At 64.3% G+C, this 17,880-nt stretch carries 18 protein-coding genes; 12 read left to right on the top strand and 6 right to left on the bottom strand.

What is annotated here, in order from left to right:
• Positions 1–90: 90 nt before the first annotated feature.
• A complete protein-coding gene (locus BKY26_RS18035) occupies positions 91–396 on the top strand; it encodes an HNH endonuclease (RefSeq protein WP_071691768.1) in 306 nt (101 codons plus the stop codon).
• A 33-nt stretch (positions 397–429) separates the two neighbouring features.
• Here the strand turns inward: BKY26_RS18035 and dapB are convergent, their stop codons facing one another.
• Entirely contained in the window at positions 430–1,242 is an 813-nt protein-coding gene (gene dapB / locus BKY26_RS18040) for a 4-hydroxy-tetrahydrodipicolinate reductase (protein ID WP_071691769.1), read from the bottom strand.
• Between the two features lie 117 nt (positions 1,243–1,359).
• On the opposite strand from dapB, the gene rbfA reads away from it, so the two are divergent.
• The 5 genes from rbfA to BKY26_RS18065 are packed head-to-tail and all read left to right on the top strand — an operon-like array spanning position 1,360 to position 4,921.
• A complete protein-coding gene (gene rbfA, locus BKY26_RS18045) occupies positions 1,360–1,776 on the top strand; it encodes a 30S ribosome-binding factor RbfA (RefSeq protein WP_071691770.1) in 417 nt (138 codons plus the stop codon).
• A 1-nt stretch (position 1,777) separates the two neighbouring features.
• Positions 1,778–2,521: a phosphodiester glycosidase family protein gene (locus BKY26_RS18050; RefSeq protein WP_071691771.1), complete on the top strand. Its 744-nt coding sequence runs from the start codon at positions 1,778–1,780 to the stop codon at positions 2,519–2,521.
• Positions 2,522–2,563: 42 nt separating this feature from the next.
• Positions 2,564–3,466 (top strand): tRNA pseudouridine(55) synthase TruB, encoded by a 903-nt coding sequence (truB, locus tag BKY26_RS18055; RefSeq protein WP_071691772.1) that lies wholly within the window; start codon positions 2,564–2,566, stop codon positions 3,464–3,466.
• Positions 3,463–3,975, top strand: coding sequence for a DUF1643 domain-containing protein (locus tag BKY26_RS18060; protein ID WP_071691773.1), 513 nt, complete (start codon positions 3,463–3,465; stop codon positions 3,973–3,975). The genes truB and BKY26_RS18060 overlap by 4 nt, the downstream gene beginning before the upstream one ends.
• A gap of 46 nt (positions 3,976–4,021) precedes the next feature.
• Positions 4,022–4,921: an alpha/beta fold hydrolase gene (locus tag BKY26_RS18065; RefSeq protein WP_071691774.1), complete on the top strand. Its 900-nt coding sequence runs from the start codon at positions 4,022–4,024 to the stop codon at positions 4,919–4,921.
• 8 nt (positions 4,922–4,929) lie between these two features.
• Here the strand turns inward: BKY26_RS18065 and BKY26_RS20825 are convergent, their stop codons facing one another.
• Positions 4,930–6,567: a calcium-binding protein gene (locus BKY26_RS20825; protein WP_281249846.1), complete on the bottom strand. Its 1,638-nt coding sequence runs from the start codon at positions 6,565–6,567 to the stop codon at positions 4,930–4,932.
• A gap of 431 nt (positions 6,568–6,998) precedes the next feature.
• On the opposite strand from BKY26_RS20825, the gene rpsO reads away from it, so the two are divergent.
• Entirely contained in the window at positions 6,999–7,268 is a 270-nt protein-coding gene (rpsO, locus tag BKY26_RS18075) for a 30S ribosomal protein S15 (protein WP_071691776.1), read from the top strand.
• Positions 7,269–7,335: 67 nt separating this feature from the next.
• Here rpsO and BKY26_RS18080 read toward each other — a convergent pair whose 3' ends face one another.
• The 3 genes from BKY26_RS18080 to BKY26_RS18090 form a co-directional block, all read right to left on the bottom strand.
• On the bottom strand, positions 7,336–8,115 hold the full coding sequence (locus BKY26_RS18080; protein WP_071691777.1) for a 3'(2'),5'-bisphosphate nucleotidase CysQ: 780 nt from the start codon (positions 8,113–8,115) through the stop codon (positions 7,336–7,338).
• Positions 8,102–9,448 (bottom strand): TldD/PmbA family protein, encoded by a 1,347-nt coding sequence (locus tag BKY26_RS18085; RefSeq protein ID WP_071691778.1) that lies wholly within the window; start codon positions 9,446–9,448, stop codon positions 8,102–8,104. The genes BKY26_RS18080 and BKY26_RS18085 overlap by 14 nt, the downstream gene beginning before the upstream one ends.
• Before the next feature lie 126 nt (positions 9,449–9,574).
• Positions 9,575–11,182, bottom strand: coding sequence for a DUF2125 domain-containing protein (locus tag BKY26_RS18090; RefSeq protein ID WP_158514364.1), 1,608 nt, complete (start codon positions 11,180–11,182; stop codon positions 9,575–9,577).
• 151 nt (positions 11,183–11,333) lie between these two features.
• On the opposite strand from BKY26_RS18090, the gene BKY26_RS18095 reads away from it, so the two are divergent.
• Together BKY26_RS18095 and BKY26_RS18100 are read left to right on the top strand one after the other, a co-directional pair.
• Entirely contained in the window at positions 11,334–12,062 is a 729-nt protein-coding gene (locus BKY26_RS18095; protein ID WP_245764469.1) for an SDR family oxidoreductase, read from the top strand.
• Positions 12,059–12,679, top strand: a complete 621-nt coding sequence (locus tag BKY26_RS18100; protein ID WP_071691781.1) for an enoyl-CoA hydratase/isomerase family protein — start codon at positions 12,059–12,061, stop codon at positions 12,677–12,679. The genes BKY26_RS18095 and BKY26_RS18100 overlap by 4 nt, the downstream gene beginning before the upstream one ends.
• 215 nt (positions 12,680–12,894) lie before the next feature.
• Here BKY26_RS18100 and BKY26_RS18105 read toward each other — a convergent pair whose 3' ends face one another.
• On the bottom strand, positions 12,895–13,083 hold the full coding sequence (locus tag BKY26_RS18105; RefSeq protein WP_071691782.1) for a DUF1674 domain-containing protein: 189 nt from the start codon (positions 13,081–13,083) through the stop codon (positions 12,895–12,897).
• Between the two features lie 70 nt (positions 13,084–13,153).
• Between BKY26_RS18105 and BKY26_RS18110 the strand changes: the two genes are divergently transcribed.
• From BKY26_RS18110 to purH, 3 genes are read left to right on the top strand one after another with little or no spacing between them, the layout of a single operon-like run.
• Complete coding sequence (locus BKY26_RS18110) at positions 13,154–14,416, top strand: RsmB/NOP family class I SAM-dependent RNA methyltransferase (protein WP_071691783.1); 1,263 nt, start codon at positions 13,154–13,156, stop codon at positions 14,414–14,416.
• Positions 14,417–14,463: 47 nt separating this feature from the next.
• Positions 14,464–16,230 carry a heparinase II/III family protein gene (locus tag BKY26_RS18115; protein WP_071691784.1) on the top strand — a complete coding sequence of 589 codons (1,767 nt, stop codon included), beginning with the start codon at positions 14,464–14,466 and terminating at the stop codon, positions 16,228–16,230.
• Positions 16,231–16,248: 18 nt separating this feature from the next.
• Entirely contained in the window at positions 16,249–17,835 is a 1,587-nt protein-coding gene (purH, locus tag BKY26_RS18120; protein WP_071691785.1) for a bifunctional phosphoribosylaminoimidazolecarboxamide formyltransferase/IMP cyclohydrolase, read from the top strand.
• Positions 17,836–17,880: the final 45 nt, after the last annotated feature.

Raw genomic sequence — 17,880 nt, forward strand, 5'->3', positions numbered from 1 at the left:
CGCGTCCAGTTTTTCGGTTTGCATCCGCCCTTGCCTCGTCCCGGGTTTGCCCCATCCTATGGCTCAGGACAGCGCAGGACCACACGCGAAATGGATGAAACGCCGATCTGCCCTCTCTGCGGACGACCGATCCCGCCCCATGCGAAGCAGAGCCTTCATCACCTGATCCCACGCCTGCGTGGCGGCAAGGGCGGACCGACGGTTTTGCTGCACCAGATCTGTCACAACGAGATTCACGCGACCTTGTCGGAAACAGAGCTCGCACGCGATTTCAACACGATCGAAGCGCTTCAGGCGCAACCGAGGCTGAGCAAGTTCATCGCCTGGGTGCGAAAGCGCCCTGCCGATTTCCACTCGAAGACCCCCGGCGCGCGACGGGGCTGGCAATCTCGCTGATCCACCGGTTCTGCCCGCTGCTTCAGGGCTGGTTCAGCGCATTCCCAGAACGTCGAGCATATCGAAGCGGCCGGGGCCTTTGCCCTGACCCCAAAGCGCGGCCTTGAGCGCCCCCCGCGCGAAGATGGCGCGGTCGGTAGCGACGTGGCGCAAGACGATGCGTTCGCCCTGACCGGCAAAGAGCACGTCATGTTCACCGACGATATCGCCGCCGCGAATGGCGGAGAAGCCGATATGCCCGCGCTTACGGGCACCTGTGATGCCGTCGCGACCAGAATCCTTCGCGACATTGAGGTCAATGCCCCGCCCGTCCGCCGCAGCCTGACCCAGCATCAACGCGGTGCCAGAGGGCGCGTCGACCTTGTGGTGGTGATGGGCCTCGATCACCTCAATATCGAAATCTTCGTCAAGCGCGGCGGCGACCTGTTTGGTGATCTGCACCAGCAGGTTCACACCAAGGCTCATATTGCCTGCCTGGATGATCGTCGCGTGGCGGCTGGCATGGGTCAGGGCCTGATCATGGCTGTCATCCATGCCGGTGGTGCCGATCACGTGGACGCAACGGGCCTGTGCAGTCAGTTGCGCATGGGCGACGGTGGCCTCGGGCGAGGTGAAGTCGATCACCGCCTGTGCGTTCACGATGGCGTCGATCGGATCGGCATGGACCATGACGCCGGTCGCGGCCCCGCCCATGCATTCGCCCAGGTCACGGCCTGCCCAATCGTGGCCCGCGCGTTCCGTCACCGCGACCAAATGCGCGGCGTCACTGTCATTCACCAGTTTGATCAGCATCTGCCCCATCCGGCCCGATGCCCCCATGACTGCGATTGCGGTGCTGCCCTGCATGATCCCGATCCTCTGGCAAAATCCTGCCCTTGCTCTAGCGCACCCCGGGCGCGGGTGAAAGCCGTTGCTTGCGGGGGGCGGGGTGATCCCATAAGTGGGGGGCAAAGGATGATGGCCATGGCAAAGAACAAGTTTCATGACGGACCGGGGCCCTCGCAGCGGCAGTTGCGGGTGGGCGAACTGATCCGGCGCACCCTGTCGGATGTGCTGATGCAGGGGGATATTCACGACCCCGAGTTGAATTCGATGTCGATCACGGTGAGCGAGGTGCGCACCTCGCCCGATCTGAAAATCGCGACCGTCTATGTGCTGCCCCTTGGTGGCGGTCACAGGCAGGAGGCCATCCAGGCGCTGAAGCGCAACAAGGGTGAGCTGCGTCGGATGATCACCAAGAAGATGAACCTCAAATACGCGCCCGACTTCCGGTTCCTGATTGATGAGACCTTCGACAAGATGGACGAGGCGCGTGCGCTGTTCCAACAGGAGAAAGTGCGGCAGGATCTTGACCGCGTTGAGGACGACGGCGAGGACTAGGATGCGCTGGCTGGCCCTTTCGCTGATGATGCTGGCCGCTTCGGCGGCACAGGCAACCGAATGCCGGCAGGACCGGTTCGACGGTGCCGATTTCACCATCTGCGAGGTGGATCTGACCCGCGAGGATCTGCGCCTGTTCCTGCGCGATGAGGCAGGCAATATCCTTGGCAATTTCTCTCGTGTCGAACGCAGCCTGAGGCCAGGTCAGCGGCTTGGCTTTGCCGTGAATGCTGGCATGTTCCATGACGATCGCAGGCCCGTTGGGCTTTATATCGAGGATGGCCAGCAGGAGATGCGGGTCGTTACCTCTGACGGGCCGGGGAATTTCGGGCTGCTGCCCAATGGGGTGTTCTGCATTCAGGCGGGCCGTGCGCAGGTGATCGAAAGCCGCGCCTACGCGGCGAACCCACCCGACTGCCGCTATGCCACGCAATCGGGGCCGATGCTGGTCATTGACGGGGCGCTGCATCCGCGCTTCCTGCCGGACAGCACATCGCTGAACATCCGCAACGGGGTTGGGGTCGACGCTACCGGCACCCGCGCGATCTTCGCGATCTCCGACCGGGCGGTGAATTTCGACCATTTCGGGCGGCTCTTCCGCGATCATCTGGGGACGCCCAATGCGCTTTACCTGGATGGGCGCGTCTCGCGGCTTTATGCGCCGGATCTGGGGCGTGACGATTTCGGGTTCCAACTGGGCCCCATTCTGGGGACGGTTGTTGACGAGTCGGGCAAGTCCCGCTAGCAGCATCGCCTTTCTGGGACGTTTATTACGGAGGCTTGAGCCATGGGGCGCAGGCGCAAGGGACGCGATATTCACGGCTGGCTAGTGGTGGACAAGCCCGCGGGGCTAACCTCGACCGCTGTGGTCAACAAGGTCCGGTGGGCGTTCGATGCCAAGAAGGCAGGTCATGCGGGCACATTGGACCCGGATGCCACGGGCGTGCTGGCGGTGGCCTTGGGGGAAGCGACCAAGACCGTGCCGTTCATCACCGATGCGATGAAGGCCTATGTCTTCACCGTCACCTTCGGGGCCGCGACCAACACCGATGACGCCGAGGGCGAGGTGATTGCGAATAGCGACCTGCGCCCGACGGATGAACAGATTGTTGAGGCATTGAAGGGGTTTGAGGGCGACATCATGCAGGTGCCGCCGAAGTTCTCTGCCGTGAAGATTGATGGCGAACGCGCCTATAAACTGGCCCGTGACGATGAGGAGTTCGAGATTGCCGCGCGGCCTTTGTATGTGGAAAGCCTGACCCTTCTTTCGCGCCCCGATGCCGACCATGTTGAGCTGGAGCTGATCTGCGGAAAGGGCGGCTATGTGCGGTCGATTGCGCGCGATCTGGGCGAAGCGCTCGGATGCCTCGGCCATGTGCAGCAGCTGCGCCGTGTCTGGTCCGGGCCGTTCGATGTGGAGGATGCGGTGGCGTTTTCGCTGGTCGAAGAGATGGCCAAAGACCCGGCGCTCGATGCGCATCTTCTGCCGCTACAGGTGGGGCTCGACGATCTGCCGGAACTGCGCGCCAACGATCTGGGCTTTGCCCGGCTGAAGAATGGCAATCCGGGGCAGGTTCTGGGCACCGCCGAGTATGGCGAGGAGGTCTGGGTGTCCTACAAAGGCACGCCGGTTGCTGTCGGCATCTATCGCGGCGGCGAAGTGCATCCCTCCCGCGTTTTCAACCTGTGATCACCCGAACCCATCAAAAGGGCGATGCGGCCAGCGTTGCGGTCTACTCCGACTGCGAGCGGTATCGCTATTCGCTCAGCCGGGTCTGGGACGATACCGGGCCACGGGTTCTGTTCATCATGCTGAACCCCTCCAAAGCGACCGAGGTGCAGAATGACCCCACCGTTGAACGCTGCGAACGGCGGGCGCGGGTGTTGGGCTTCGGCGGGTTTCGGGTGATGAACATCTTCGCCTGGCGCGAAACCGACCCGCGTCTGCTGCGCGCTGCGCCCGAGCCGGTGGGGGCCGAGAATGACGCGCTGCTGCTAGACGGGTTGAGGTGGGCTGATACGATCATCGCCGGTTGGGGCGTGCATGGTGAACACCTGAACCGGGGGCCGGAGGTGGAGGCGCTGCTGCGCGGGGCGGGTGCTGATCTGCATTGCCTGGGCCTGTCCAAGGCAGGGCATCCGCGCCATCCGCTCTATATCGCCTATGCCACGGAGCCGCAGGTCTGGCCTGCCCGTTGACCTCGCCCTTCGCGGCGCGCAGTCTGGACGTAAGGAGGGCCGCGCCATGTCGGAAATTCCGGGCTTCACGCAGAGCTTCATCGAGACGAACGGCATCCGCCTGTCCGTGCATCAGGGGGGCGAAGGGCCGCCGCTGATCTGCCTGCACGGTTTTCCGCAGAACCACATGTGTTGGGCCAAGATCGCGCCCGATCTGGCGCGGGATTTCCACGTGATCATCCCCGATCTGCGCGGCTATGGCGACAGCGACGCGCCTGCGGATGATGCCGATCACCACACCTATTCCAAGCGGGAAATGGCGAGGGATATCATCGGGATCATGGATTTCATGGGGTTGCCCAAAGCGCACATCCTTGGACATGACCGCGGCGCGCGGGTGACCTATCGGCTGGCGCTGGATCATCCCGACCGGGTGGATCGGCTGGGGATCATCGAGGTGGTGCCAACGGTGGATTTCTGGGAGGCATGGGATGCGGAACTGGCGCTCAAGGCCTACCATTGGACCTTTCTGGCCCAACCCACCCCTATCCCGGAACGGATGATCGGGGCCGATCCGGTGGCCTATTTCGACTGGACCCTGTCAAGCTGGACCCATTGCCGAAGCCTCGCACCCTTCGAAGGCGCTGCCCTTGACAGGTACCGGCAGCAGGCATCGGACCCGGCGCGTGTGCATGCGATGTGCGCGGATTACCGGGCGGGGGCAACGATAGACCGTGCTCTGGATGAGGCCGACCGTTTGGCCGGCCACAAGATCGCCGCGCCGTTGCTGTTCCTGTGGGCCAGCGCGGGCTTCCCGGCGAAGACGGGCGATCCGCAGGCCTTGTGGCAGGCTTGGTGTGAGCAGCCCGTGACCGGGGAAGAAATCCATGGAAGCGGTCATTTCGCGATGGAAGAAGTGCCCGAGGCCATCCTGACGGCGGTCCGTCCGCATTTCCTCGCGGGGTAAACCGCCGATCAGGCGGATTCCGCCATATCGTCGAGGCGGATATCGCGGATCAGAATGGCCGAGGGATCAAGCCCCTGCGCGCCGGTCACTTGCAGAACGATAGTGCCATCCACCATGATGCTGGCGCCGGTGCCATCGTCAAAATCAATGACGGACACATCGGGATCAGGCGAAGCCTCCAGGTCCACGCTGACCTGAATCTGGTCTTCCTCCGGGTTGAAATCCGTCACCACTGCGGCCTCGGATTCGATGTAGCTGCCTGATTCGAACAGATCCGCACCGCTACCGCCAATGCCGATATCGCCTTCACCAAGGAAAAGGTGATCGTTGCCGTTGCCGCCGGCCAACGTGTCCGGGCTATCCTCATCATACGGACCGAAGCTGCTGTCACCGCTGGTGAAAGTGCCATCGAGCGTATCATTGCCGTCTCCGCCGGACATGTTGTCGGATCCGAATCCGCCAAGCAGATAGTCATCGCCGGCACCGCCCTGCATGTCGTCGTCACCCTCGGCACCGAACAGCAGGTCATCGCCATCATCGCCGTAAAGGCTGTCGTCATCTTCCCCGCCATGCAGCAGGTCATGGCCGCTGCCACCCTGCAAAACATCAGCGCCCTGATCGCCGTAAAGCTCATCGTTGCCGTCATCGCCCTGCACGGTGTCGTCACCTTCATTGCCGAAGGCGAGGTCATTCTCCGTGCCACCCGAAATCAGATCGTCGCCATCGCCACCGGTCAGGGCATCTGCGCCCTGCTGACCGAACAGTTCATCCATGCCGGTGCGCCCGCGCAGGATATCGTCACCTGTGCCGCCGTTCAGCAGGTCGTCCCCATCGAGGCCGGTGATCGTGTCATCGCCCTCACCGCCATCAATCGTGTCATCGCCTTCCCCGCCGGTCAGCGAGTCATCGCCGCCTGATGGGTCCGTCATCTCCTGCTCCAGAATCACATCGTCCAGGCTGACATCGGTGGTGCCATCCAGTTGCAGGATCTGCACGCCATCCGAGAACACGGCCGTATTGCCGGCCTCTTCATCCGCTTCCAACGTGATTTCCGGCGGCGTGTCGCCATCGTAGCGCACAAGGATCGTATCCACACCGGTCAGGAAGTCGGTCAGGATCGGCACATCTTCGGGAATGTCGTCATCGGTCTGGAACGTATCCTCACCCTCGCCGCCAGTGGCTAGGTCGCCATCGCCCAGGATGAGGGTATCGGCCCCCTCACCGCCATCCAGTGTGTCGGCCCCGTCCCCACCGTCAAGCGTGTCTTCGCCATCATCACCGTAAAGGGAATCGTCGCCATCTTCGCCGTAGATTGCATCGTCGCCAACATCGCCGGACATCGCCTCGCTGGCAGCTGTGCCGAAGATGACCTGCTGCTCCTGCGGGTCATCCTCAGGGGCTGCGAACAGGTCATCCAGCAGGTCGCCACCGGACTCGTCGCTTTCGCCGCTGTCCTCTTCGGAGCCGGAGCCGGGATTGCCCATGCCGTCGGTACCGAACAACAGGTCATGCAGATCGGAGGTATAGACGGAGGCGTCATAGCCGCCATCGGCGCGGCCATCGGCAGCCGATTCCGAGCCATCGCTCGCGCCATCCTGTTCATCGCCGCCAGAAAACAGCCCCTCGAGCGCGAACCCGAGAAGCATCAGCAACATTACTCCACCCGCTGCAATCATTTTCGTTCCTTTGCCTCAACGAATGGCCCCGGGGGTTGAGCCTTTTCATATGCTTGACGATGATCCTGCGCCGGCCATTGGGTCATTTACCGACCACCACAAGGTTTTCCTGTGGAATAAATGTGGCGCTGTTTCCGAAGGGTGAATGAATCACCAGTCGAGGCGTAAATGTTCAGAGTCTTTGATGAAAAGCTCAATAAAATCCTATCCATATGGTTAATGACCGACCGCCCCAATCCCGGCAGAATTGCCTTATTCGGCTAGAGAAATGGGGCTTTCCTTTGCCCGGATAATCCCCTATACGCCCGCAATCGCCCCGCTTGGGTGACACTTCTCCATGGGCCTTGCTGGACGACATCCCGGCCTGCGCCATCCACTTTGAACCTGAAAAGGAGACCCCGATGTCGATTACTGCAGAAGAAAAAGCCCGCCTGATCAAGGAATTCGCAACCAAGGAAGGCGACACCGGTTCGCCCGAAGTTCAGGTCGCGATTCTCACCAGCCGCATCAACACGCTGACCGAGCACTTCAAGAGCCACAAGAAGGACAACCACTCCCGCCGTGGTCTTCTGATGATGGTTGCTCAGCGTCGTAAGCTGCTGGACTACACCAAGGCCAAGGACGAAGCTCGTTACCAGAGCCTGATCCAGCGTCTCGGCATCCGCCGCTAAACGCAGCCGATATCGAATACGAACGCCCGTCCGGTTCCGTCCGGGCGGGTGTTTGCGTTTCCGGGGCTCAGGTCTGGGATCGTCGTGCCATCAGGGCCGCATGGATCGGACGGTTGGCGGCGATAACGCCGGGCAACAACGGGCGCGGGTTGTTGAACGCTAGCGGCCGGTTGTCCCGGTCCGAGATCAGCCCCCCTGCCTCCGACACGATCAGCGCGCCGGCGGCAATATCCCATTCCCAGCTATCGCGGAAGGTGATCATGCCGTCGAAGCGGCCCTGCCCGACAAGCGCCAGCCGATAGGCCAGCGAGGGACGGAAGCTGCGGTGAACCGTGGGCACGCCCCCCGGCCAGTGATCCGGCTGGAAGTTCGGGCGAGAGGCCAGAACCGTGGCGCTTGGTTCATCATGGGTGCCGGAGGCGGCGAGGGGTGCGCCGTTCAGCGCCGCCCCTTTCCCAAGCTCTGCCGTGAACATCCTGTCCAGCATCGGCAGATAGACCACCGCCGCCGTGACGTGCCCCTGACGGGTCACCGCCAGCGAATGGGCAAAGTTCTTTTGCCCGTCTATGAAGGACCGCGTGCCGTCGATGGGGTCGACGATGAAGACATGATCGCGCGACAGCCGATCCACCCCATCCTCGGTTTCCTCGGACAGCCAGCCATAGCCGGGGCGTGCAGCGGTCAGGCTTTCGCGCAGCATGGCGTCGATTTCCAGATCGGCCTCGGTTACCGGGCCGTGGCCGCCGGGCTTGTCCCAGATCTGGGGATCGCGGCTCCAGTGGCGTTCGGCAATCCTGCCCGCGTCCAATGCCGCGTCGATCAGAAGGGTCAGATCAGGCCCCGGCAAGCGTCAGCCCCTCGACCAGAAGTGATGGCACCACGTGGCTCAGATGGGTGCGGGCATCATTGGCGGGCACAATGGTGCGCAGCATGTCGCGCAGGTTGCCCGCGACGGTGCATTCGTTGACCGGATAGGCCAGCTCGCCGTTTTCCACCCAGAACCCGGAGGCCCCACGCGAATAGTCGCCCGTATTGGGGTTGATGGAGCTGCCGATCATCGAGGTGATCAGCAACCCGGTGCCCATGTCGCGCAACAGATCCTCGCGGCTGGCAGAACCTTGCGTGAGGGCGACGTTGGACACCGAAGGCGATGGCGGCGAAGAGGTGCCGCGCGCGGCGTTCCCCGTGGATTGCAGCCCCAGTTTGCGGGCGGTGGCCAGGTCCAGAGTCCAGCCGGTCAGCACGCCCTTGTCGATAATGGCACGCTCTGCCGTGGGCAGACCTTCCGCATCGAAGGGGCGCGACCCGCTGGCTCGCGGGCGCAGCGGTTGTTCGATCAGCGACAGGCCTTCGGGCAGCACCTGCTCGCCAAGCGCCTCGCGCAGCCAGGACGCGCCGCGGGCAATGGCTGAACCGTTGGCGGCCTGCAACAGATGCCCGATCAGCGAGGACGACACCCGTTCATCGAACAGCACCGGAAAGGCGCCGGTTGCGGGCTTGCGGGCGCCCTTGCGGGCGACGGCGCGTTCGGCTGCGATCCGGCCCACCTCTGCCGGGGACATCATATCGGCGCGGTGCATCCGCATGTCGCCGTAGTAGTCCCGTTCCATCCCCAACCCCTCGCCGGTGATGGCCACACAGGACAGGCCATGGTCGGTGCGGGTGTAGCCGCCGGAAAACCCGTTTGTTGCTGCAATATGGCGGGTGCGGCGGCCATACCCGGCGCTGGTGGATTGAACCTGGCTGACGCCGTTCACGGCCAATGCAGCGGCCTCGGCTTCCAGCGCGCGGGCCTCCAGATCGGCGGGGTCGGGCTCTGCCGCCAGGTCGATCATGTCGAGCGCGTCAATGTCCCAACCGGTGGCCAGCTGTGCAGGATCGGCAAGGCCGATATTGGGGTCCTCGGGCGCAAGCCGGGCCATGGCGACAGCGCGTTCGGCCATTTCGGTCAGGGTCTCGGCCCGCGTGTCAGAGGCGGAAACACAGGCCTGCCGCTGACCCATCAGAACGCGCAACCCGATCTCAACGCCATCGGCGCGTTCAGCATGCTCCAGCTTACCGTTCAGCACGTCGATGGAAAGTGACGTGCCCTGCACCGCAATCGCATCCGCCGCATCGGCCCCGGCCTTGCGGGCGGCTTCCAGAAGGGCGTGGGCGAGGGTTTCGGGCGATTGGGTCATCGGTGGCGATCCTGTGCAAGAACTGACTTCGAGACCTAGTGCCCCGCAGTCGGGCGCGCAAGGTGGCAAGAAAAAACCCCCGGGCCGCGACAGGCAGCCCGAGGGTGGCGTGATGCGGTGCCGCACTTACTGTAGCGGCACGCCATTGGCGGTGATGGCACCGCCCGGCAGGAACTCGATGGTCGAATTGTAGCTGTCGGGGCCAGCGCCCGGAATGGCGAACATGCCCAGCATCCCGCGTGCCATGCCTGCCTGTTGCGGCGGCAGCAGACCACCGTCGGACAGCGACTGGATCAGGGTGTTTGCGCCGGTCAGGCTCAGATCCACCGCGCCGACCGGCATCGGGATCATCTGGCCGGGGGCGAAGTCCACGTCGCCGGTGCCAGTCAGTTCGGCCCCGCCGAAGGACACTTGCAGGTTGTTCAGCGTCAGGTCACGCAGCTCGCCCGGAGGGGCCGACAGGCTCTCGGGGTCAATGGACATGAGATCGACGAACAGCTGTACGGTACCCGACAGGTCGATGATGACCGTCGCAGGCGTGCGCGGAACCGCCTGACCCGGATCGACCATGGCCCAAAGCGATTCATCGACAGAAACGCCCTGATAAGCGATCGAAGCCGAGAAGGGCGACGGCGTTGCCGATTGCGCCAGTGGCATGTCGATGGACAGCGCGGTTGAATCGGCCGATGCGGCCACCGGGAAGGGCATCTCGTTCGTTGCGAGGTTGATGTTGACACCCGTCGCGGCCAGCGCGTAGCGGATGCTTTCCTCAGACAGGCCAAAGCCGATCGACCCGCCGGTATTCGAGGCCGAGAAATCAACATTCTCATAGGTGTCAACGAACATGAAGCTGGCCGAGGCAGATGTGTAGCTGGCATCGCCGCTGATCGAGAACCCTTCGGGGAAGCTTTCGACAGTCATCCAGTCGATGCCGCGCGGCATGGTGCCGGTGGCGGTGCTTTCCATGCCGGCCAGCATGATCGACAGATCGAGATGGCCGTCCCCGCGGCCGCCCGTCGGGGCCGGCATCGGGGTGGGTTGCGGTGCCGCCGGGGTCACGACCTTGCCGGGTGCGGGCTGGGATGGCTGCGGTGTCGGCGTCGGCGTCGGGGCGGGTTCTGCGCCGCTTCCAGGCTCGAACGCCTCGACATCGAAGGTCATTCCCGCCAGCGTACCGCTGGAGGTGAAGCCAAGCATCGCGGGGTTGGAGAAATCATAGGTCACGCTGCCGCCATATCCGTCCAGCGAGATATCGTAGATCATTTCGGGGATTTCCGAAGGATCGCCGCCCACGAACTCCACATCGGCCACGGATGCACGCTCGAACCCGGTGTTCAGGGTCAGAAGCTCGGGGCTGCCCGTGGCGAAGCCGCCGAATCCTTGCAGACTGATATGGATGTTGATCGCATCAGGGGCATCTGAATCGTCAAACCCGGTGATCGAGTAGATTATCGAGTCGGATGCAGCGATCATGACCGAGCCATCGGCCTGATTGGTCAGGGTGATCTGCGGGATGGTGCCCGCGATTGACACCTCTTCGATCATCATGGTGTTGGTCACGTTCGAGAGTGTGAGCCCGCTGTCATTGGGAGTGGCCTGCGCGGTCAGGCTATACCCGAACTCGCTGGCCTGTTCCTGCCATATCGCCCAAAGCTGATCGGCATTGATCTCGGCCATGGCGGGGCTTGCAGCCACCAATGCGGCGGTAGACAGGCCTAGTGAAAGGGATTTCATCTTTGACATAACGACCTTCCAAATGTGAATTGCTGATAAGAATGTCCGCCTCACGGGGGCGGGCGTCAAGGTCTGGATACAATGACCTTGGATTGCAACAGTTTTTCGGCGGGAGACAGCGCATATGGGCAGCTTGGACGGTAAGGTGGCAATGATAACGGGCGCAAGCCGCGGCATTGGCGAGGCGGCGGCACGGCTGTTTGCCTCGGAAGGTGCCAAGGTCTGCCTGCTGGCCCGATCCCGCGACGAGATCGCCCAGATCGCAGGCGAAATCGGCGATTCGGCGCTGGCCATTCCCTGCGATGTCAGCCGCTACTGGGAGGTCGAGGCCGCGGTTAATGCCTGTGCCGAAGCCTTTGGAGGGCTCGATATCCTGATCAACAACGCGGGCGTGATCGAGCCTGTTGCCTCGCTGATGGGCTCGGACCCCGATGCCTGGGGCCATGTCATCGATATCAACCTGAAAGGCGTCTATTACGGCATGCGCGCGGCCATGCCGGTGATGGTGGCGCGCGGTGGCGGGTCGATCCTGACCATCAGTTCCGGCGCCGCGCATAACGCGCTGGAAGGCTGGAGCCATTATTGCACGTCCAAGGCGGGCGTCGCCATGCTGACCAAATGCGCCCACAAGGAAGGCGCGGCGCAGGGCATCCGGGCCATCGGCCTGTCGCCCGGCACCGTCGCCACGCAGATGCAGCGCGAGATCAAGGCCAGCGGCGTGAACCCGGTCAGCCAGCTGGCTTGGGAGGATCACATCCCGGCAGACTGGCCCGCACAATGCCTGTTGTGGATGTGCGGCGCAGAAGCGGATGAGTTTCTAGGCGAAGAGATTTCCCTGCGCGACGAAGGTATTCGCCGCCGGATCGGTGTGATCGCGTGATTGATCTGACAAAGGAGGGCGGGCTCTGGACCGTTACGCTGAACCGCCCCGACAAGGCCAATTCGCTGACCGCCGAAATGCTGGAGGAGCTGGCCGAGATCGCAGAGAGCGGGGCTGCGGATGACAGCCTGCGTGCATTCGTTCTGACCGGGGCCGGGGACCGCGTGTTTTCCGCCGGGGCGGATCTGGAGGCGGCAAAGGCGGGGCTTGCGGTATCGCCGCTATGGGAACGGATGTCCGGTGCGATTGCAGCCCTGCCCTGCCTGACCATCGCTGCCCTGAACGGAACGCTGGCGGGTGGGGCATTCGGCATGGCGCTGGCCTGCGATATCCGTATCGCGGTGCCGGAGGCGAAGCTTTTCTACCCGGTGGCAAAGCTCGGCTACCTGCCGCAGCCATCCGACCCAGGTCGGCTGGCGGCTCTGGTCGGTCCGGCGCGCGCCAGGATGATCCTGTTGGCCAGCCAGAAGATCGGGGCGGACGAAGCGCTGCAATGGGGCCTGCTGGATCGGATCGTTGCACCGGATGTTCTGCTTGGCGCGGCGCGGGATCTGGCCGCAGCGGCCCTGGATGGAAATCCGGATGTGCTGCAACAGATCAAGCGGATGTGTCCTTGACCCGGCGGGCTTCACGGCTTTGACAAGCAGAATGAACCCGCCTGAATGGCCTGGAGCCGGGTGGCTCCACCTCCTCCTGCGCGTCCCGGTCCTGTCGGCCCTTACGACCGGCGCAGCACCGTCTTGGCTATCCCGTGGCAACACGCCCCGACGAGGGCCCCGCCGGGGCCTGAGAAGGGGCGTTCCCCGGTCGACGCCGTCAGGCGGCGACACTCTCAGAAATCGACCGCGATGCCCTTTCTTTCCCAGTCGCCAAAGCGCACCGGTTCCGGGCCGTCGCGCCCCCCCAGTTCGGTCGGCATCTCCAGCGCCTTGGCCGCCTTGCGCCGTTCCTCGGCCTCGGCCAGCGCGCGCTGCGCGGCGGCGGGCAGATCGGTGCGGGGATTGGGGGCGTCGTCGGACATGGGTCGCGATCCTTGTGCGGTCTGAGGCTTTGATATACCCCGCGCGGGTTGAGTGACAAGAGGACATCCCATGCCAGACACCGGCCCCGATACCGGCCTCGCCGCCCGCCGCGCGGCGCTGGATCATCTGCGCGGCGTGATGATGGACCACCGGATGATGTCTCATCAGCCCGCGCCGCAAGGCCTCTCCCCCCAGGATGCCGCCCGCGCCCAGCGCCTTGCCCTGACGGTCATGCGCCATTTGGGCCGGATCGACGCGGTGCTGCGCCCCTACCTGACCCGCCGCCCGACGCTCGCGGTGCAGAACCTGTTGCGACTCGGCGCGGCGGAATTGCTGGTGGACGGGTCCGAGCCTCATGGCGTGGTCGCGTCTCTGGTCGAGATCGCCAAGCGCCATCCCCGCTGGTCGCGCGCCTCGGGCATGGTGAACGCGGTGTTGCGCAAGCTGGATGCCGAGGGGCGCGATACGTGGGCAACCACGCCCCCGCAGGCGCTGCCCATCTGGCTGCGCAAACCGATGCACAAGGCCTATGGGGTCGACGCCGTCGCGGCCATTGAAGCCGCCCATGAACGCCCCGCGCCCCTGGACATCACGCCCAAGCCCGGCGTCACAATCAACGGTGCGGAGTTGCTGCCGACCGGATCGCTCCGGCTGGCGCAGGCTCAGGTCACCGCCCTGCCGGGCTATGATACCGGAGACTGGTGGATTCAGGACGCCGCCGCCGCGCTGCCTGCGAAACTGCTTGGCGAGGTGACCGGCCAAAGGGTGCTCGACCTCTGCGCCGCGCCCGGCGGCAAGACCATGCAACTGGCCGCTGCCGGGGCCGATGTGACCGCGCTTGACCTGTCCGCTTCTCGCATGAAACGTGTCGAAGAGAACCTCTCTCGCACGCAGCTGAATGCCACCCTCGTCACCGCCGACGCGCTGACATACGAGGCCGATCCCTTCGACGCGATCCTGCTCGATGCGCCCTGTTCAGCCACCGGCACCATCCGTCGCCATCCCGACCTGCCCTTCGTAAAGACCTCGCATGAGGTCGAATCGCTGACCCGGTTGCAGATGCAGATGATCGACCACGCGATGACCTTGCTGAAACCCGGCGGCAGGATGGTCTATTGCACCTGTTCGCTGCTCCCCAATGAGGGGGAGAATCAGGTCAAGGCGGCGCTGAAACGTCATGCAGACCTGACGATTCTGCCTGTTGACCCGGTCTCGCTTGGCGGTGACGCCCACTGGGCCAGCGCTGAAGGCGGTCTGCGCCTGCGCCCGGATTTCTGGGCTGACAAGGGCGGGATGGACGGCTTCTACATGGCCCTTTTGAAACGGGCCTGATCCCTGCTATCCTTGCGGCCAGAAAAACAAGAGCAGTCCGCAAACAGATGTCCGAAGCCCTTTCACCCGCCCCGGTCGCGCTGCGCGAGCGCCCCGGACGGCTCAACCGGTTCGCCAACCGGTGGGCGGCGTGGCGGGCGGGCTTTGCGCCCAAGCCGAAGGGTTTTACCTCGCAGCCGGAGCCTCGCCTCATTGGATCGGATGCGCGCGGACGGCAGTTGATGGCTGGAAACCTGCTGTTCGCGGGTGTGCTGGTGCAGATGCCCAAGGATGTGCCCTGGGCGGTGACACCGCCCTCCGACGCGTTCGAGGATGAGTTGCATGGCTTCGAATGGCTCGACCATCTGGCCGCAATCCCCGACGGATCCGCGCGACCCATGGCGCAGGACTGGCTGGCCGGATGGATGACGCGCTATGGTACGGGAAAGGGGCCGGGCTGGGTGCCCGACCTTGTCGGCCGTCGCCAGATCCGCTGGATCAGCCACGCGCTATTCCTGATGAACGGGCAGGAGGCTGCTGAAACACGCGCCTTTTATGCCGCGCTCGGGCGGCAGGCCGATTTCCTTGCGCGGCGATGGCGCAGCACCTCGCACGGGCTGCCGCGATTCGAGGCGCTGACGGGCCTGATCTATTCCGCCTGTTCGCTGATCGGCGTGGCCCATCACCTGAAACCGGCGCTGAAGGCCCTCGCACAGGAATGCGCGCGCGAGATTGACGCTTCGGGCGGCATCGTCACCCGCAACCCCGAGGAACTGCTGCAGGTCTTCACCCTGCTGACCTGGACCGCCGCCGTTCTGGCCGAATCCGGCAAAAGCCCCGACCCCGCCGTCAACACCGCCATCATGCGGATGGCCCCCACATTGCGCAGCCTGCGCCATGCGGATGGTGGCCTTGCCCGGTTCCATGGCGGCGGGCGCGGGCAGGTCGGGCGGCTGGACCACGCGCTCTCGCAATCCGGCGTGCGGCCCGCCACGGTGTCTGGCCTTGCCATGGGCTATGCGCGGCTCTCGGGCGGGCGGACATCCGTGGTGATCGACGCCGCGCCCCCGATGATGGGACCGGAGGCCTATAATTCCCACGCCTCCACGCTGGCCTTCGAACTCACTTCAGGCCGCCGCCCGGTCATCGTCAACTGCGGGTCCGGCGCGGGGTTCGGCGCCGATTGGCGGCGCGCGGGCCGTGCCACGCCTTCGCATTCCACCCTGTCAATTGAGGGGTATTCCTCGGCCCGGCTCGGCCCCCGGTCCGCCTATCATGGCGTCGTGAAGCAAGCGCTGCTGGAGGGGCCGGAGCAAGTGGAGGTTCAGGAAAGCGACAGCGGTGCCGCGCGCGCCATTGCCTTTTCCCATGACGGCTACCGCCGCACCCATGGGCTGATCCACCTGCGCAGCCTCAGCCTGGAAAATGACGGTCGGCTTTTGCGGGGCGAGGACGGGCTTGCCGCGCTGACTGACAAGGACCGCGATACGCTCGACCGGGTCATGGCCCGCCTGCCCATCGACGGCATCCCCTTCACTCTGCGCTTTCACCTGCACCCGGATGTGGAGGCCGAGCTGGATCTGGGGGGCGCAGCCGTGTCACTGACCCTGCGCGGAGGCGAGGTCTGGGTCTTCCGCCACGGGCGAGAGGCCAACTTGACCCTGGAGAAGAGCGTTTACCTCGAATCAGGCCGTTTAAAGCCACGCGCGACAAAACAGATCGTTCTATCTTCCCGCGTTACCGATTATGGCAGCGCCGTAAGCTGGAGCCTCGCCAAACCCACCGACGCCCCGCGCGCCCCACGCGCCCCTGCGTCCGATGTGCTCCGGCTGTAAAAAGACACAGGAGACACCATGACCGATCTCGTGCCGCTGCGCCGCGCCCTGCTTTCCGTATCCGACAAGACAGGGCTGATCGAGCTGGCCCAGGCCCTCGCCGCCCGCGGGGTGGAACTGCTCTCGACCGGAGGCAGCGCCAAGGCAATGCGCGATGCTGGATTGGCTGTGAAGGATGTGGCCGAGGTCACTGGCTTCCCCGAGATGATGGATGGCCGCGTCAAAACCCTGCACCCCAAGGTGCATGGCGGATTGCTGGCCCTACGCGATAATGACGCTCATGTCGCGGCGATGCAGGAACACGGCATCGAAGGCATCGACCTGCTGGTGGTGAACCTCTACCCGTTCGAGGAAACCGTCGCCAAGGGTGCCGATTATGACACCTGCATCGAGAACATCGACATCGGCGGCCCCGCGATGATCCGCGCCGCGGCGAAGAACCATGCCTTCGTGAACGTGGTGACGGACCCCGAGGATTACGCCGCCCTGCTGACCCAGCTCGATGAGAACGACGGAGCAACCTCCTACGCCTTCCGCCAGCAGCTGGCGCTGACCGCCTATTCACGCACCGCCGCCTATGACGCCGCCGTGTCCGGCTGGATGGCCGGGGCCCTTGGCAACGACACCCCGCGCCGCCGCGCCTTCGCCGGCACGCTGAAGCAGACCCTGCGCTACGGCGAAAACAGCCACCAGCGCGCCGCCTTCTACACCGATGGCTCGGGGCGCGAGGGCGTGGCGACCGCCCAGCAGCACCAGGGCAAAGAACTCAGCTACAACAACATCAACGATACCGACGCGGCGTTCGAACTGGTGGCGGAATTCGGCACCGACACGCCTGCCTGCGCGATCATCAAGCACGCCAACCCCTGTGGCGTGGCCGTGGGCAAGACGCTCCTCGACGCCTACAAATCGGCCTTCGACTGCGACCGCACCTCCGCTTTCGGCGGCATCGTCGCACTGAACCAACCGCTCGACGCGGCCACTGCCGAGGAAATCACCGGCATCTTCACCGAGGTCGTGATCGCCCCCGGCGCATCGGACGAGGCGAAAGAGATCTTCGCTGCAAAGAAGAACCTGCGCCTGCTGACCACCGGCGGCCTTCCCGACACCCGTGCAGGCGGCCTTGCCTTCCGGCAGGTCGCGGGCGGGTTCCTCGTGCAGGACAAGGATAACGGCTTTGTCGGTCTCGATGATCTCAAGGTCGTCACGAAGAAGGCCCCGACAGAAGACCAGATGCGCGACCTGCTCTTCGCCTGGAAAGTGGCCAAGCACGTCAAATCCAACGCCATCGTCTACGTCAAGGACGGCGCCACCGTGGGCGTCGGCGCAGGCCAGATGAGCCGCGTGGACTCGGCCCTCATCGCCGCGAAAAAGGCCGAACGCATGGCCGAAGCGCTTGGTCTGCCACAACCTTTGACAATCGGCTCCGCCGTGGCCTCCGACGCCTTCTTCCCCTTCCCCGACGGGCTGATGGAAGCGGCACAGGCAGGGGCAACCTGCGTCATTCAGCCCGGCGGCTCCATGCGCGATGACGAGGTGATCGCCGCGGCGGACGAGGCGGGCCTTGCCATGGTCTTTACCGGGATGCGCCATTTCCGTCACTGAAAGGGTTGCAACCTGCCATCCCCCCTTTCATCTTGGCTAAAATAC

Origin of the sequence: Nioella sediminis (genome assembly GCF_001879695.1) — a bacterium.
In the GTDB taxonomy this organism is placed as follows: domain Bacteria; phylum Pseudomonadota; class Alphaproteobacteria; order Rhodobacterales; family Rhodobacteraceae; genus Nioella; species Nioella sediminis.